Annotated in this window: 16 protein-coding genes; all 16 read right to left on the bottom strand. The window is 43.7% G+C overall.

Features of this window, described 5'->3' with window-relative positions; all coding sequences use genetic code 11:
* Positions 1-148: 148 nt before the first annotated feature.
* Positions 149-1093 carry a transketolase family protein gene (locus M8E35_RS09380; protein WP_252468583.1) on the bottom strand — a complete coding sequence of 315 codons (945 nt, stop codon included), beginning with the start codon at positions 1091-1093 and terminating at the stop codon, positions 149-151.
* Positions 1086-1916 carry a transketolase gene (locus M8E35_RS09375; protein WP_252468582.1) on the bottom strand — a complete coding sequence of 277 codons (831 nt, stop codon included), beginning with the start codon at positions 1914-1916 and terminating at the stop codon, positions 1086-1088. The genes M8E35_RS09380 and M8E35_RS09375 overlap by 8 nt, the downstream gene beginning before the upstream one ends.
* 53 nt (positions 1917-1969) lie before the next feature.
* Positions 1970-3077 (bottom strand): peptide chain release factor 2 gene (gene prfB / locus M8E35_RS09370; RefSeq protein ID WP_252468581.1). Its coding sequence is split into 2 segments (ribosomal slippage): positions 1970-3007 and positions 3009-3077, totalling 1107 coding nucleotides; the frame shifts between segments, so codons are not numbered across the junction.
* 72 nt (positions 3078-3149) lie between these two features.
* A complete protein-coding gene (gene secA / locus M8E35_RS09365) occupies positions 3150-5666 on the bottom strand; it encodes a preprotein translocase subunit SecA (RefSeq protein WP_289710748.1) in 2517 nt (838 codons plus the stop codon).
* 238 nt (positions 5667-5904) lie between these two features.
* The gene (gene hpf / locus M8E35_RS09360; protein WP_073027564.1) at positions 5905-6435 is read right to left on the bottom strand and encodes a ribosome hibernation-promoting factor, HPF/YfiA family; all 531 of its coding nucleotides are present in this window, start codon (positions 6433-6435) and stop codon (positions 5905-5907) included.
* Between the two features lie 173 nt (positions 6436-6608).
* Positions 6609-6806 (bottom strand): cold shock domain-containing protein, encoded by a 198-nt coding sequence (locus M8E35_RS09355; RefSeq protein WP_073027562.1) that lies wholly within the window; start codon positions 6804-6806, stop codon positions 6609-6611.
* Positions 6807-7286: 480 nt separating this feature from the next.
* Positions 7287-7454, bottom strand: coding sequence for a hypothetical protein (locus M8E35_RS09350; protein ID WP_252468580.1), 168 nt, complete (start codon positions 7452-7454; stop codon positions 7287-7289).
* A gap of 326 nt (positions 7455-7780) precedes the next feature.
* The gene (locus M8E35_RS09345; protein ID WP_073027561.1) at positions 7781-8500 is read right to left on the bottom strand and encodes an amino acid ABC transporter ATP-binding protein; all 720 of its coding nucleotides are present in this window, start codon (positions 8498-8500) and stop codon (positions 7781-7783) included.
* Positions 8487-9158, bottom strand: a complete 672-nt coding sequence (locus M8E35_RS09340) for an amino acid ABC transporter permease (protein ID WP_248286333.1) — start codon at positions 9156-9158, stop codon at positions 8487-8489. The genes M8E35_RS09345 and M8E35_RS09340 overlap by 14 nt, the downstream gene beginning before the upstream one ends.
* A gap of 406 nt (positions 9159-9564) precedes the next feature.
* On the bottom strand, positions 9565-10365 hold the full coding sequence (locus M8E35_RS09335) for a basic amino acid ABC transporter substrate-binding protein (protein ID WP_252468579.1): 801 nt from the start codon (positions 10363-10365) through the stop codon (positions 9565-9567).
* A gap of 222 nt (positions 10366-10587) precedes the next feature.
* The gene (locus M8E35_RS09330; protein WP_252468578.1) at positions 10588-12171 is read right to left on the bottom strand and encodes an ABC transporter substrate-binding protein; all 1584 of its coding nucleotides are present in this window, start codon (positions 12169-12171) and stop codon (positions 10588-10590) included.
* Between the two features lie 455 nt (positions 12172-12626).
* Positions 12627-12929 carry a zinc-ribbon domain containing protein gene (locus tag M8E35_RS09325; protein ID WP_014905249.1) on the bottom strand — a complete coding sequence of 101 codons (303 nt, stop codon included), beginning with the start codon at positions 12927-12929 and terminating at the stop codon, positions 12627-12629.
* Between the two features lie 64 nt (positions 12930-12993).
* Positions 12994-13734 carry a ComF family protein gene (locus tag M8E35_RS09320; protein WP_252468577.1) on the bottom strand — a complete coding sequence of 247 codons (741 nt, stop codon included), beginning with the start codon at positions 13732-13734 and terminating at the stop codon, positions 12994-12996.
* Between the two features lie 4 nt (positions 13735-13738).
* The gene (locus M8E35_RS09315; RefSeq protein WP_252468576.1) at positions 13739-15460 is read right to left on the bottom strand and encodes a helicase-related protein; all 1722 of its coding nucleotides are present in this window, start codon (positions 15458-15460) and stop codon (positions 13739-13741) included.
* Between the two features lie 18 nt (positions 15461-15478).
* Positions 15479-15874, bottom strand: a complete 396-nt coding sequence (locus M8E35_RS09310) for a hypothetical protein (RefSeq protein ID WP_252468575.1) — start codon at positions 15872-15874, stop codon at positions 15479-15481.
* Between the two features lie 15 nt (positions 15875-15889).
* Entirely contained in the window at positions 15890-17521 is a 1632-nt protein-coding gene (locus M8E35_RS09305; protein ID WP_252468574.1) for an O-antigen ligase family protein, read from the bottom strand.
* Positions 17522-17623: the final 102 nt, after the last annotated feature.

Below are 17623 nucleotides of genomic sequence, written 5' to 3'. Positions count from 1 at the left end.
TTCCTGGGGCTTACGTCACATATCGACCCTATTCGAGGGTTATTATCGGTTATCCATCGGTAGAACAGAAAAAGAGACCAGCACTTCAGTATTGCTGGTCCCATTTTAAATAATTAGATCCACTTTAGAAAATAGGTTTTGCCTTAAATTACTTTTGCTTTTTTGCAAGAACCTCATGAACAGCTTTGATCAACGCCGCTTTAGTCAAACCGTACTTTTCGAGAAGTTCCACGGGTTTCCCTGATTCCCCAAAGGTGTCTTTTAGTCCGACGCGAACTATAGGCGTAGGTTGCCTTTCAGCAAGCACTTCTGAGATCGCGCTTCCCAACCCGCCGATAATGTTGTGTTCCTCTGCTGTCACAACAGCTTTAGTGGTATTAGCAACACGTACAATCGTGTCTTCATCTAACGGCTTTACAGAAGCAACGTTAACCACACTCACCTTAATCCCCTCGGCGGCTAGATCAGAGGCCGCTTCCAGGGCCATAGAGACCATAATACCATTAGCCATGATGGCAACATCTGTTCCTTCTTTAAGGACATTTGCCTTCCCAATTTCAAAATGATAATCCTCGTCAAAAAGCAGGGGAACATCCAGACGACCCATCCTTATGTAAACAGGTCCATAATATTTAGCAGAGGCTAAAATCACTTGGCGTGTTTCCTCTCCATCAGCAGGGACTAAAACAACCATATTGGGAACAGCGCGCATGATCGCCACGTCTTCGATGGCCTGATGGGATCCGCCGTCTTCCCCAACCGTAATTCCTGAATGTGTAGCTGCAATTTTTACATTTAGCTTCGGATAAGCAATAGAATTGCGAATCTGTTCAAATGCCCGTCCAACTGCAAAAATTGCAAAGGTGCTGGCAAATGGGATCTTACCAGCTGCAGCTAGGCCAGCAGCCGTTCCCAGCAGGTTTGACTCAGCAATCCCCATATTAAAGAAACGTTCTGGATATTTTTTACCAAAGTCAGCAGTCTTAGTTGACTTTGATAAATCCGCATCTAAAACTACGACGTTTGGATTTTCCGCCCCTAAAATCAGGAGAGCTTTACCATATGCTTCACGTGTCGCTTGTTTATCAGCCAAGGTTCGCCGCCTCCTCCCGCAGTTCTTTGAGGGCCTGTTCGCCTTGCTCAACTGAAGGCGCATTACCATGCCAACCTGCTTGGTCTTCCATAAAGGAAACCCCTTTACCCTTCACTGTCTTGGCAATGATCATAGTTGGCTTTCCTTTGACCGTTTTTGCCTCAGCAAAGGCTGCTAGCAACGCATCAATATCGTGCCCGTCTACTTCAATCACGTGCCAGCAAAATGCCTGCCACTTCTCTAAAAGCGGAGACGAACACATGACACTGTCTGTTTTGCCATCAATCTGCAACCCGTTATAATCTATGATAGCTGTTACATTATCCAGTTTGTAATGGGCAGAAGCCATCGCTGCTTCCCAAACTTGTCCCTCTGCCATCTCACCATCGCCCAATAAAGCATACACTCGGTAATCCTTGCCATCCAACTTTCCTGCGAGGGCCATTCCATTGGCTGCCGAAAGTCCTTGCCCTAAGGAGCCTGTAGACATATCCACACCGGGAGTCTTTTTCATATCAGGATGTCCCTGTAACATATGCCCTGTTTGACGAAGCCCCTTTAACTCTTCCTTGGAAAAATAGCCTTTTTCCGCCAGAGCAGAATACAGCACGGGAGCTGCATGCCCTTTTGAAAGGACAAAGCGGTCTCGATCCGCCCATTTTGGATCCTTGGGATTAATTCGCATTTCGTTGAAGAATAACGTTGCCACGATATCCGCAGCGGATAGGCTTCCGCCAGGATGCCCAGATTTCGCAGTAACAAGCATGGATATAATGTCTTGCCGAATAACATTTGCGACTCGCTTTAATTCAATTGTGGTCACTCGATTCCCTCCTTTAGCACATCTTCTAAATCTGCAGGCTGTCACTTTGTGGGTTATTGCACAGTTTTAGTCTTCTGAAGAAACGCCGCAATAAATGCATCGATTTCCCCGTCCATTACTGCTGAAACATTTCCAGTTTCCACATTCGTACGATGGTCTTTAACCATGCTATAGGGATGGAAGACATAGGAACGTATTTGACTGCCCCAAGCATTTTCTTGTTGCTCGCCTCGAATTTCGGAAATCTCCGCTTCTTGCTCTTTACGTTTAAGTTCCAATAATTTTGCCTGTAAAACCCGCATGGCTGCAGCTTTATTTTGGGTTTGAGAACGTTCACTCTGGCACTGAACTACGATCCCGGACGGCAAATGCGTAATTCTGATAGCAGAATCCGTCTTGTTAACGTGTTGTCCGCCTGCTCCGCCGGATCGATATGTATCAATCCTTAAATCCTCAGTATCAATATTTATTTCGCTGTTATCCTCAGCGACTTCCGGTATTACATCTACAGAAGCAAATGAAGTATGTCGACGCCCTGATGCATCAAATGGCGAAATCCTTACTAATCGATGTACACCCTTTTCAGACTTAGCATATCCATACGCGTTTTCCCCACTGAAGGACAGGGTTGCACTTTTGATGCCTGCCTCCTCCCCATGTAAAAAGTCCAGGGTTTCCACCTTATATCCATGACGCTCGCCCCAACGAATATAAAGTCGATAAAGCATTTGAACCCAATCTTGTGCTTCTGTCCCGCCGGCGCCAGCATGGAGAGTTAAAATGGCATTGTTTCGATCGTACTGGCCTGAAAGCAATAACTCTATTTCCAAGGCCTCAAACCTTTGATTAAGCGTTGTTATACCCTGCGCAATCTCGGGTTCCAAGCTCACATCGTCTTCCTCCGCAGCTAATTGCCAGAGAGTCGAAGTCTCCTCAAGTTCCCGCTCAAGCTCCTCATAAATTTTAACTTTGCCTTGATGCAAGGCCAGCTCCTGCATGATTTTCTGAGCATAGACCGGGTCATCCCATAGATCCGGTCTATGGAATTCCGTCTCTAAAGCACTAATTTTATCAATACGCTTAGCGACGTCAAAGGGAAACCCTCAAATCTGCCAAAGACAATGATAATGTTTCAAGATCCTTTTTCCAATCAGAAAGCACTCATATTCACCCTTTCTAAATCCATTTGCTTTCTAAGAAACAATGCGCTAATGGCATCCCTAGCAATTAGACCTACGCTCCTGGACGTTGCTTTTTCTTTGCCCCGCAACACTTCTTATATTTCAATCCGCTTCCACATGGGCAAAGATCATTGCGTCCAATTTGGTCTCCTGTGTGAACTGGTTTACTCGGTTCACCTTCATAGCGGTTTTCTGTTACATTACGAGGCTGCTCTGCAACTTCTTCCCGGACCTGCGGTGTCACCCGCATAACATAACGGACAATATCATCCTGAATGGAGTCGATCATCGCTTGGAACATTTCGTACCCTTCACGCTTATATTCTACGAGTGGATTCTTCTGACCATAGGCACGTAACCCAATCCCCTCTCGCAACATATCCATAGCATCAAGATGATCCATCCACTTGCTGTCTACCACTTGAAGCATTACTGCTCGCTCAACTTCACGCATTAGGTCAGCACCAAATAACTCTTCGCGGCTCTTATAAAGTGCTTTCGCTTTTTCAATCAGCATTGCTTCAATTTCTTCAGCTGAAAGCTCTGCTAACTCTTCGGGTGATAAATGGATTCCAGGCAGAAAAAATCCTTCTACATAATCAGCTAAGCTAGACAAATCCCATTCTTCCGGAAACGTGCTTTCCCCACTAAACATGCTAATACTGTTTGTGGCTGCCTTTTCTATCATGTCCATGATATTATCATGCAGATTTTCTCCCATGAGAACTGCACGCCGCTGAGCATAAATAACCTCACGTTGCAGGTTCATGACATCATCATAATCAAGTACATGTTTACGAATTTCAAAGTTGCGGTTCTCAACTCGTCGTTGGGCGGTTTCAATAGAACGGGAAATCATTTTAGAGGTAATAGGTATAGAGTCATCCATCCCTAATTTATCCATGATGCCCATAATATTATCGGCACCAAACAAACGCATTAGATCGTCCTCTAACGAAATAAAGAATTGAGTTGATCCGGGGTCACCTTGACGTCCCGCACGCCCTCTCAATTGGTTATCAATTCGTCTGGACTCATGTCGCTCTGTCCCAATAATATGTAACCCGCCTATTTCAGCCACGCCGTCACCGAGAATAATATCTGTTCCTCGACCAGCCATGTTTGTGGCAATTGTAACCATGCCGTGTTGTCCGGCTTGAGCAACAATTTCAGCTTCTTTTTCATGGAATTTGGCATTTAGGACTTGGTGTGGAACCCCTCGCCTTTCTAACAAAGTACTTAAGTGTTCCGATCTTTCGACGGAAACCGTTCCTACCAGAAGCGGTTGCCCTTTGCTATGTCGTTCAATGACACTATCCACAACCGCTAAGAACTTACCTTCCTCTGTACGATAAATAATGTCCGGCTCATCTTTACGCAACAAAGGCTTGTTGGTTGGAATTTCTACAACGTCCAGTTTATAAATCTTGCGAAATTCTGGTTCTTCCGTCATAGCCGTTCCGGTCATGCCCGAGAGCTTTTCATACATTCTAAAGTAATTTTGAAAGGTAATCGTGGCTAACGTTTGTGATTCTTTTTCAATCTTGACGCCCTCTTTAGCCTCTATGGCTTGATGTAATCCTTCACTGTAGCGACGCCCAAACATCAGACGTCCAGTAAACTCGTCAACTATAATTACTTCCCCGTCTTTAACCACATAGTCGCGGTCACGTCTGAAAAGGGTTTGCGCTTTCAAGGCTTGGTTAACATGATGTGCGAGCTCGCTATGAATATCTTCATAAAGATTGTCAACACCTAGCATGCTCTCCACTCGACTTACGCCTTTTTCTGTAAGGGTGACGACACGTTCTTTTTCAATGACCTTATAATCCTCTTCGGTTTTTAGGCGCGGAATAATCATAGCCACCCTGAAATATAACTCAGTAGGCTTGTCCGCTTCACCAGAAATAATCAGTGGTGTGCGTGCCTCGTCAACGAGGATCGAGTCTACTTCGTCCACGATAGCATAATGCAACTCACGTTGAACCAAGGCCTCAGGTCTTGTAACCATATTATCCCTGAGGTAGTCAAAACCAAATTCATTGTTTGTACCATAAACAATATCTGAAGCATAACTGTTTCGGCGTTGCTCATAGTTCAACCCATGAACAACTAAGCCCACGGAGAGACCAAGAAATTGATGAATACGTCCCATCCATTCACTGTCGCGACGAGCTAAGTAATCGTTGACCGTTATGACATGAACCCCTTTTCCTGATAAGGCATTCAAATAGGCCGGCAAAGTGGCTACAAGAGTTTTTCCCTCCCCTGTACGCATCTCGGCAATCCGGCCGTCATGAAGGACCATCCCTCCAATTAACTGTACATCATAGTGTCGTTGGTCAAGCACCCTTCGGCCAGCCTCTCGTACAACTGCAAAAGCCTCCGGAAGCACACTCTCCAGACTTTCTCCCTGCTCCAAACGTCCTCGAAATTCAGCAGTCTTACCACGCAATTCGTCATCATTCAAAGCCTGGATCGTCGGTTCAAAGCTATTAATCACTGCAACGCGTTTTTGATATTTTCGTATTTCGCGTGCATTATCATCGAATAAATCTAAAAACCCCATTATGTCCACCTTTCTCAATCTTTGTATATTCCTTAATTCTAACATCCTTGAGATACGACTGCAACCAAGCCTCATGATTAACTCATGGGATATTTTTGTCATTTACGTTCGAACCAAAATAAAACCTGCTGTTCTTTCAATATATATGCAGAAAGGCCCGCATATGCGGGCCTTTCGCTCAATTATTAGCGGCAGATCAGTCCGATTACACCACGCGATTTGCTCGAACTCTGGCTGATTACGTCTGAGGTTGCAATAACCCATAGTCTCCATTATTGCGCAGATAGACTACATTCATTTCTTGGCTTTCAGCATTTGTAAACACAAAGAATGTATGGCCTACTAAATTCATCTGCATAATCGCCTCTTCTACGGACATTGGCTTAGCAGAAAACTTCTTATTTCGAACAATCTCCTCACTCGGTTCATCGCTCATTGCAACTTGTTGCTTAGGATCATGATCCTTCAGGACCTTAGAGCGCATCCGTTTATTAATACGCGTCCGATATTTATCAATTTGGCGTTCTAATTTCTCAACGACCATGTCAATTGACGAATACATATCTTCGGTTTCTTCTTCGCCACGCAAAATCATACCATTGAGTGGAGCAGTAACCTCCACCCGATGCCGGTCACGCTCGACAAGCAAGGTTACTTGAACGTCCATAAACTCGTCAGAGTATTTAGCTAACTTACCCACTCGTTTCATAACATACTCTTTAAGGGCGTCTGTAAGTTCGATATGTTTACCACGAATATTAATGTTCATAAATTCAACCCCCTTCTATGCTGGTATATAAGTAATATTCCCGATTTACACAAAAAATCCTGCCTATTTAATATAATGTTTTTAGAAATGATATTTCTCAACTAAATTCCTAAAGAGAGAATCGCTGACATTATATCAACGATTCTCTCTTAACAAATTATACTTTCTTAGGATTAACGGACCATTACATTGGATGCCTGTTCCCCACGTGGGCCTTGAATGACATCAAACTCAACATTCTGTCCCTCTTCCAGGGTACGGAATCCATCCCCCATGACCGATTGAAAATGTACAAAGATATCTTGCCCATTTTCTTGCTCGATAAATCCGTAACCCTTCTGTTTGCTAAACCATTTGACTTTGCCTACCACGTAAAAAAACCCTCCTTGAATTGTCGAATTCCTAAAGCTTACGCTTCAACTCGACTAATACTAAGGAGGATACCCAACATTTAGGAAATTTAAACCTTAAACGAGTCATAATTACACTCCCAAATATAATGCACTAAAATTAAAGATCCTAAATCCTCAACACGATTTCGAATCCAAGAAACACGCTAAATCAAAACGACCACTATTTCGTCCAAAAACCACCCCCAAAGAGCGGTTTCTAATAAGCAGAAAGCACACCGACGGTTCACAACCCCGTAGCGCACTGCAGGCCTTGCCTCGACTCGAACAGGACGCGGATGGCTAGAGATGCCGTTGGCTGATAGCGCGGTGCCAGGGAGTGGTAAGGAACGGCACAGATGCAACAGAACCGGACGTTCCTAATTCGTTGCGCTAAGGATGGAATAGCATAAGGCCTTCCATCCCTAAGGTTCGGACGCCGCTAGCGAACCCTCCAGTGCGTCAGCGGCGTAACGTGCTGACGCGTACAGAAACCGCTCTTCCCAAGAGCATGACATGCAAAGGCGCCTCCACCGCAACCCACCCCGAGAAGCGCCGTTCTACTAAGCGACCACATTCACTCCCTAAAAGCCCTACCAGAATGCCTTTCTGCAAAGCACCACAGTACACCCCTCAGAAGTCCACCCCAGAGGAGCGGTTTCTGCTAAGCGGATGTATCTGTGAAGCCGCGGTCCAGACGTGCGCTGAGGGTTCGCGTCCCGTAGCGCGCCGCAGGGCTTGTCCATGGATGGACTGATGCCGCGGTGCCAAGGATGGCAAGGAGCGGCGTCACATGCATCATACCCTGAGGTTCGGACGCGCTCGCGAACCCTCCAATACGTCAGCGGCGTAACGTGCTGACGCGTGCAGAAACCGCTTTCCCCCACAGCATGACATGCAAAAAGCGCTCCTCGGCCCTATCTAGGGCACAAGAAGCGCAGTACAATAAGCTTCTCTTATAAGATTTTACTCAAAAACGCCTGAGTCCTTGGATTCTTAGGATTCGCAAAAACCTCGTTGGGCTCTCCCTCTTCCATGATAATCCCCTCATCCATAAAAATCACTCGATCACCAACCTCACGAGCAAATCCCATCTCATGAGTAACTACGACCATAGTCATCCCTTCTCGTGCCAAATCCTTCATGACCGCTAAAACCTCTCCCACCATTTCAGGATCAAGAGCAGATGTAGTCTCATCAAAAAGCATAATCTTTGGCTTCATTGCTAAAGCACGAGCAATAGCAACCCGTTGCTGTTGTCCACCAGAAAGGCGATCAGGGTATTCGTCCGCTTTATCATAGAGACCAACTTTAGCCAAAAGCTCTAGGCCAATCTTTCTTGCTTCCTCTTTATTTGTCTTACGAACCACTTCTGGAGCAAGCACAATGTTTTGAATTGCAGTCATATGTGGAAAGAGGTTAAAGCGTTGAAAAACCATACCCACCTCTCGTCGTATCGCATTAACATTGACCTCAGAGTTAAGAGGAATTCCATCGACGATAATCTCTCCACTAGTAGGCTCTTCAAGTTTATTTAGGCAACGCAGGAAAGTGCTCTTCCCCGAACCACTGGGGCCAATGACAACCACCACTTCTTTTTCACGAACATGGCAATCAATTCCTTTAAGAACTTCAAGCTTACCAAAAGATTTATGCAAATTCTTAACGAAGATCATTCTTGCCCAACCTCCTCTCCATATAGGCAACCCATTGGGCAATCAACTGAGTCATTACTAAGTAATACAAGGCAACGGCCATATACATTGGAAGTGGTTGGTAGGTTCGTCCAACTATAATCTTTCCGGTATAAAAAAGTTCCTGTATTGCAATTATGGATAACAACGAGGAGTCTTTTAGCAAGGCAATAAACTCGTTACCCAAAGGAGGAATCGTCCGTTTAAAAGCTTGTGGAAGGATAACATAACGCAACGCTTGAGCTTGTGTCATCCCTAGCGATCGTGCAGCTTCGGATTGACCACGGTCTATGGACTGAATGCCGGCTCTAAATATTTCAGCAATATAGGCGCCTGAATTAAGGCCCATCGCCAATATTCCTGCCGTATACTGATAGTTATCGGGCATAGTCTGCCATTTAAGAAGCATTGGTATTCCAAAATATACTAGGAATATTTGTACTAATAATGGAGTCCCTCGAAAAAAATCTATATAGGCAATCGCCCCCGCGCGAACAACTTTGTGCTTAGACAGCCGAGCTAAAGCCATGAATAAACCAATTACAACCCCGATCGCCACCGCTCCAGCCGTTAGTTCTAAAGTAAGCAACGCCCCTTTGGCGAGAATAGGCATATTATCTACAACGACATGCCAGTTCATTCCCACAATAATCCTCCTATCTTCCTAATCTTCCAATTCTTATTCTTTATACTTTATTGCTCTCTTTTCTCCACTTTATATTACATCGCCTTAAAATTATATATTTTACCGCAAATTTTTACAAGTAAAACTACATGGCTATTAACCGCGTCGATAAAGAGTATATCCTTTATAAATTTATGAAATGCCTTTCCGCACCAACGGGTTTTAAACAACTAAACAAAGTGTGATTATACATGGAGGCAGGATTATATTCAAGGACCAATTTAAACCATTTTGAGTCTATTGAGACTAAGCGTATGTCAGCCTTTTAAGGGTTAAGAGGGTTAAGGGCAAACTAAAGGGAAAGCACTTTTTTATTTCAGTGCCTTCCCTTTAGCAAAGTAGTCAAACATGTTTAAAAGGATTATTTGATTGTAGGAGCATCCACTTTGAACCATTTCTTGTAAATCTCATTGTATTTTCCATTTTCCATGAGTTTTTTCAATGAGGCATTCATCTTTCCTGCTAATTCCGTATTTCCAAGCTTCATGGCAATTCCGTAATATTCTTCACCGGAGTCTGCATTTACAGATTCAATTTGGGCTGTAGGATTTTGGGCTTGGAACCAAAGTACAACTGGTGAGTCAGCCACAACAGCATCCACTCCACCGCTTATTAGAGCGTTCATAGCATCCGGGGTTGTGTCATACTTATTTGTTTCCATACCTTTTTCCTCAACTGCATATTGCCCCGTTGTATTGAGTTGAACTCCGATTTTCTTTCCTTTTAGGTCTGCTAATGATTTAAAATTAGCCCCTTTTTTCATGGCTATATATTGTCCGCTTAAAAAATACTTGTCACTAAACAGGACACTTTTGGCACGTTCCTCAGTGATTGTCATGGCAGAAATAACCGCCTCATATTTCCCTGCCTGCAAGGCTGGAATTAAACCGTCAAAAGCTGCTGTCTCGATATCTACTTTTGTATAGCCCATATCTGCGCCGAGAGCCTGAATAAGCTCAATATCAAACCCTGTCGCTACTTGCTTTTCATCCATAAATTCAAATGGTGCATAGGCAATATCGGATCCGACTCTCAAAACCTTTTCCTCGGGAGCTGGATTCGAAGATGGAGCGGGTGTGTTGGTACTTCCGCATCCGGCAAGTGTCAAAAGACTCAAACTAAGTACTGCAGTTAAAACAAAACGAATTTTTGACCTAAACATTTTTATTCCCCTCTCTTTTGGATGTCTTAGCAAACCCCTCTTAAAGCTTCGGTGTTATGCATCAGCTTATCCTTCTTGCTTCCGATTATACTTAGTTGCGAATAATTATACAATACTTTTTTCATCGATATCTAAGACACCCTCCTGTTATTTTTTCAGGTGCAGATCTAAAACCTCCCTTAGTCCATTCCAAAGTATGTATTCGCATCATAAACTAACTTATTATGTTGTTTTATCCAGCGTCCTCAAGAAGTATACTCCCGTTGGATGAATGCTAAATCCACTAATGCTCTTGTTGGAGACAGCCATATCCAAAGAGTTGCTAATAAACACCCATGGCGCATCTTTTACAAGAATTTGTTGGGCCTCAGTATAATTCTTAATTCGCTCTTCATTACTTGAACTTTGCTGTGCCTTAAGAAGCAATTCATCATATTTAGGGTTGTTGTACATTGCATCGTTTAAACGACCATTGCCAATTTGGTTTGAATGAAGCAGAGCATATAAGAAGTTATCAGGATCCCCATTATCACCAATCCAGCCGCACAGATATGCTTCCCCTTTTCCGTTATTCACGTTATCTTTGTGCTCTTTCCAAGCCGCAGAAGTAATATTAACAGTTACTCCTGCCTCCTTCAGATATCCTTGAATCGCAATAGCCAGATTGTCTCCACCTATTGCATTGTAAGGACGTGCATCCGTATAGCTGATAAGTTCGAAACTTAAACTATCATCATACCCGGCTTCTTTCAATAATTCCTTAGCCTTCGCCGGATCATACGGATAGGGTTGCAACTCTTTTACATAGCCAAAGAGGACTGAAGGCAAGGGGCCATTGGCCAGTACAGCGTTTCCTTTGTATAGGCTATTGACTATTTCTTCACGGTTAATCGCCATGGATATGGCTTGGCGAACTTTAGGATCGTTAAAAGGTTTACGATCTGCGCGCATTCCCATGTAGTTGATGTTCATACCTGGGACTGTACTAACGTTAAGTTTGGCATCCCCTTTTAGACGTCCGACATCATCTGGGTCAATACCATCAATAATATCTGCTTCGCCAGCTAATAGTTTATTGGCGCGTACGGAGTTTTCTTTAACAACTTCAAAGATTAGTTTATCAACTTTTGGTTTGCCATCCCAATAATCTTGGTTGGCTTTAAGGGTAATCTTGGTGTCCTTTTCCCAACTTTCAAAGGCAAATGGGCCTGTACCAACTGGGTTTTCCCCAAAGTCTTTGCCCATCTTTTTAATAGCTTCTGGAGAGCAAATAGGAACGCTGAGCGACATAGCAAGGTTTAGCAAAAACGGTGCATAAGGATTCTTCAGAACAAATTTCACAGTGCTTTCATCAACTGCAACGACTTTATCCACCATACCCAACGTAAACTCCGAATACGGCATTTCTGCTGTTTGATTAGGCGGCAGTTGTCGCTCTACATTGAATTTTACGGCTTCAGCATTAAATGGAGTACCATCATGGAACTTAACCCCTTTTCGGAGCTTAAATGTCCATTCCTTTTCGTCATCTGAAGTAGACCATTCTGTAGCAAGAGAGGGTTCTACCTCGGTGGAACCCTCTCTATACCTCACCAAGGTGTCAAAGACGTTGGCCACAACTTTAGCAGATTCTCCGTCTTCGATGAGTGCCGGGTCTAAACTAATTGAATCCGCTCCCCGTGCAAAAATAACGGTTTTCTCCCCCGCAGTCTGACCTCTGCCAATGGAATTAATTACGCCACATCCAGTAAGCAACGTGCTCACTAGAAAAAGGGAGGCAAGAACCCCTGCCAATCTCCTTCTCATACTATCTCCTCCTCTTCAATGCCCCTTCTTCTCTTTTATACAAGCAGGAATAATCTTCTATATATTCGATCTTCTTTACACAATCTCCTCTTAGAAAGTTGTCTTTAAACATTCACCTATTTCCACAGTTCCCCTATAAAGTCAGATATCCTATTCATGGTGATACTAATCACTCTAATACCCCTTTTTTAGCAATAAAGATTGACTCTAGTTCTTGGGTTGACCATTAAAGTTACTTTATCCCCCTAAGTTACACACAGGAGTGTGTGGATAGTGTGGATAAGTATCGTTTTAAGCCTATTTTTTCGAGAAATCGCTGTGGATAACCTTGTTGATATTCTTATGCAAAGTAATATATTAATGCAAACAGCAACTTTTTAAAGAAAAAATAAAAAGCATTGGTCGGCGAATTGCCTACCAATGCTTGTCAATATCAAAATGTTGAAATTTCTAAATTAGTATTGATCGCGAGCTGGGCGATGGTGCTGATAGCACTCACGGCAGTATACTGGACGATCAGATGTAGGTTGGAAAGGAACCTGAGTTTCTACTCCGCAGTCCCCACAAACGACCGTAAACATTTCACGTGATCTTCCTTCTTGGGAATTACGGTTTTGTTTGCGAATGTTGCGGCATTCACGGCAACGCTGAGGCTCATTTTCGAAACCTTTCTCAGCATAGAATTCTTGCTCCCCAACGGTAAAAATAAAAGTCACTCCGCAGTCTTTACATACTAGATCTTTGTCTTCAAAGGCCATGAAAGATATTCCCCTTACGTAAAAAAATGTAATAGGCTGTGCCCATCCATTTATAATTATAACTCTAATCAGACAAAGGCACAAGTTTTTTTTCAAGGCCAGCGGCTAAGCACAAGCCATAAATTGCTCTTACTCCACTTTCCCTAAGAACCCCTGCAACCGCTTCGAATGTGGCTCCTGTTGTCGTTACGTCATCTATAATCCATACGGTTCGACCTTGATAATACTTCGGTTGTCTCACAACAAATATGCCTTTTAGGTTATGAAGTCGTTCTTGACGGGAGAGTAAAACTTGAGACGATCTTGGCTCGATCCGGTCGACACCTAGAAGAATCGGCAATCCTAATTCCCAGTGTAAAGCAGAGGCAATCACCTCCGCTTGATTAAAGCCTCGTTCTGCCAAGCGGGTTTTATGCATTGGCACTGCAACTATACCATCTACGGCTGGAAGCTGGCTAATAGCCCAATCTGAAAAAGGTCGAGATATCTCTCTAATTAGTCGTGGCTGGGCTTTAAATTTGACAGTTTGAATAAATTCCTTCAATTCTCCTGAATAATGACCCCAGGCAGTAACTTGATCCAGTTGTTTTGGTCCTCTGCCCGCGGCACAATCAAGGCAATATAACTTCTCCGACTGAACCAACTTTCCACACCTTCCGCAACGCCTTAGGTCGGAACGAAGATATTTAGTCCTGCAAGTCATGCAAATTGGACCTTTTTCAGCACCACACAGTGCGCAATATTGTTTATCCGCGTACCAAAGCGCGCGACCGACCTTAGATGCTTCCCTCCACAACTCCTTCAAGCCTTCAACCTTCTTTCTCCAAGGGGTCAATCAGTCCTAATTCCAAAGCACGTTTGTTTTGTTCCTCAATCCATTGCACTGCAGTCTTCATCGCTGGTGTGATCTGCTTAGCCAAAAATAAAACCCCTCCCCCAGGCCTTTCCCTGGTTCGTCCCACTCTTCCCGCCATTTGCACTAAAGCACGCTCATCAAAAATTGGATGGTCTGCCCCAAGAACCACTACTTGAATCCCAAGCAAAGTAATACCTCGCTCGAGAATAGTCGTACTTATAAAAATATCATATTTGCCCTGTTGCAAGTTCTTTATCTTCATATTGCGCCCCGGATCCGAACTATAACTCCCATCGACGCACCAACCCGAAAAACGTTGTTTAAAGGATTTGATCCATGGATCAATCCAAGATATTTTGGGGACAAACACCAGCACAGACCCCTGACCTCTTAATGATTCAATATCTTTAGCCCATAAACCTATACTCCTGTTAGCTTCTAGCGAATTTCCAACCCTTATCCAAATTGGAACAGGCAGAGGATTTCGATGATGTCTTGCCGGAAGGCGAATGAGCGAAATTTGCCCTTTTCGAACAGCCTTTAATCCTTCATGAGAAGGAGTTGCCGTTAAGTAAAGTAATTTGCCTCCTGGTCGCAAGGCTTGATTCAGCCCCCATTCCAATGCTTTGTTCCCATGATAAGGAAAGGCATCCATCTCATCCATGAAAATTACATCAAAACACTGCCAAAATCTTAAGACCTGGTGCGTAGTTGCCAGCACGAGTCCCCCCACTTGAAATTTAACCGTGGTGGTCCCAGTCAAAACTTGAATCGGATAATTTAAAAAGTCCCGTTGAAGCCTTGGCGCAATATCATGAATAACATCCTGACGAGGCGCAGCAAAAAGTACTGATCTCCCTTGTGCCAGTGCCCAAGCAGCTGATGGAAAACACACTTCAGTTTTTCCTGCTCCGCATGCAGCCCAGAGAAGCGCGACTTTTTCAGATGTGCCTTTGATAAACTCCGATACTTGATCACTTGCTAAACGTTGGGCCTCGGTCAAGTTCCAGTGAGGTTGAAATAAAACCACAGAAGGACCGTCCAAGATAGAACGTTTGTCTCGATAAAGCACATTCAACGAGTTACTCACACCTATGCTTTGACAACTTTGGCACGTCGCAGCCACTCCATAAAAACTGGGCCACTCTTCTAAATCCTGTTCTCCACAACGTTGACATTGCCAACCCCTTTTATTTTGTTTTACAGAAGGAACCCATTGCGCACATCCCTGCTCAACATTGTAATGAGCAAATCTTGTGATCACTTCATCCCTCAGTTCGAGCTCTCGAGCAAGTTCTCGCAGATCCCCTATTGAAAGTTGCCTGCCCCGTACGAGTTGATTAAAGGCTTTCCAGGCCTCATTCCCAATTTCTTCTGCACTAAGGACTAAGCGCTCTTCAGGCAAGGAAATAGCCTCAGGGATCTTCCTCCAAGTTAAATCCATGTCCCAACTAAAATCTTCGATAATCTTGGAGATACGGCTCTGAATAGCTTGAGGACTCTTTTTAAAATTAAGGGTATTCTTCTTTGTTAGGCGCTCTAGAACCACTTGAATAATTGCTAACGGAAGAGGCTCACTGAGATAGCTGACTGCTCTCGAATCCCACTCAAGCCTTTCTTGAAACGGAAAAACACCAACCTCATGGTTATCGTTTAACGTAAGAAAAAAGAGCACCGAAACCCCTCTCCCTGTTCACACCGTGTGATCATTTCTCACATCCTGCTTATCCTCAAGCGAGTACCCACTAATCTCCATTTCTGAGAACCGACGCTGCAGACATGCTATGTATTTCTCATTTTGTTCTAGAAACAAATCCGAATTAATCTTAACTTCAATTGATAACGGGAGTTTATCGCTCTTTTGCAGATTAGGTAATGCCTTCTGAAGAAGCCAAAGTCGCTTCTCCATCTCTCCATTTTCAGAGCCGCCGTCGCAAACTAAGAAGACGCTATGTGATTTATTGCTAAGCCGTTCCCGCCATGCACCAATAAAGTCCTGCCACTTATGAGGAATACTCCACTCATAGCGTGAATTCGCTGTCCAGCAATAAATAGCTGCAACTAACATAAGCCCAATTAAAAAAGTCATATTTTCTCCCCCTGCTTACAACTTATGTTGTGGCAGAAGTTGTGTGAGTTGTCTTTGGCGAGCATAATCTGCAATGAGCTTAATATGTTGGGATGGCAGAAAGTTCTTGTGCCCTTGCCAAAGCCTTAGATCCAAATCATTAAGGTCATCTACCCTTCCTTCAATAGCTTCAGGCACTTCCGCAACCCACTGATAAAGGAGCATAGTCATTTCCGGTTGTGCTTGTCGATTTACCTCGGCCGCATCCCAAACAACCGACTGCGCCCATTCATAAGCTTCTAACTCAAATGGTTGCCATAAAAGAACTTCTTTCACAGTCTCTAATCCAGAATCTAGGTTCCCCTGTCTAAGCAAATGCTCTGCCAACTCTTGACGCACCTTAACTTGGGTCTGATCCCGCTTCAAACTCTTACCCCATAGTTCAACACTTTTTTCAGGGTCCTGCTCCCTGCATTGGACAGCCTGCGCATTCCAAATTTGCTCTCTCTCTATCATTTGCGGATTCAAGAGGGCGCTCCCACAAATCAAACAGAAGATAAAACTTAAACCCAACATTCCCATGTTGTTCAGCATGGGAAGTAATTTATTTTGTTTTGAAAAGATCGTTCTAAAATAATCACGCCGTTTATGCAGAATGCCAAAAAGCAACCAAAACAAAATCCCTAAGGCCCCAAAAGAAAAGTCTGCGTCCACTAAACTATGTAGTGCTAAAAAGATCAGGGCACTTGACACCTTAAGTTGTGCTTTTGCTTCTTCCAATTCAGTTAATGAACTGATATGTTGTTTATTCCTTCCCCAAATCTTCCAAGCCTTAGCTAACGACAAACTTCCCCAAACCCCCACACTCACAATTCCGAAAAATCCCTGATTCAACAAGATATGAATAAAACTCGAATGGGGATCTGCTGTCCAATATGGAAAGTGTTGAACTGCAGGAAAAGCCAACCACCCTCCTGCCTGAGGATAACCCCCTGAATTCCAAGCTAATCTAATCCCATCTTGAAAATAAACTATTCTTTCCTGCCAACTTGAAGAAGAAAAGCCCCAAGCGGTTAGGTTCTCCCATGCTGATTTATAATAGAGAGGCATGAGAATTGTTCCCGCAATTCCCAGCATAGCCCATACCAGTCCTCTAAGATATCTGCTTAGTATTTTTGGTCGCTGGTGAAATCTCTGTCGTATGGATAGGCTGGAGCTGTTCTTTTGTAAGTTAACTCTTAAAAAGATCTGTTGAACTCCTAGAACTATAAGAAATAATCCCACACCAGCACGTGAACCAGTCCCCACTAGAGAAACAGCCAGAAAGATTAAAACTAGCTTTCTTTGTGGATAAAGTAAGAGTGCAGCTCCTAAAAATGCTGCTGCAGCATTAGGGTAACCAAAGACAGAACTCAATCTGCCCCCCACTTTACCGATCCAAGGCAACCAGCCAATGACCGCAATTGCAATGGCTATCCATTCAATATATTGCAGCAAATACCTTTTGGCTTTTTTATCAGAAGAAATTCGAACCCCCAACCGATAGACGAACCAAAAGACTCCCCAACGTAAGGCTTCAAGCAATCCATCTGTATATTTAATGGGATGAAGAAGCCCTAATAAGGAAAAAATGAGAAATCCCAAAAGTAGGGAATCAGTTAGGCCCAAACCGGAATACTCCTCAGTCATAAAAATAGATCTTTTGTATATAAAAGAAGACATGATATAGGCAGAAAGAAGAAATCCAAACAAAAGCCATTCTTGAGGATA

This window comes from Desulfosporosinus nitroreducens, assembly GCF_023897015.1.
In the GTDB taxonomy this organism is placed as follows: Bacteria; Bacillota; Desulfitobacteriia; order Desulfitobacteriales; family Desulfitobacteriaceae; genus Desulfosporosinus; species Desulfosporosinus nitroreducens.
This window is presented reverse-complemented; position numbering and strand designations above follow the sequence as displayed.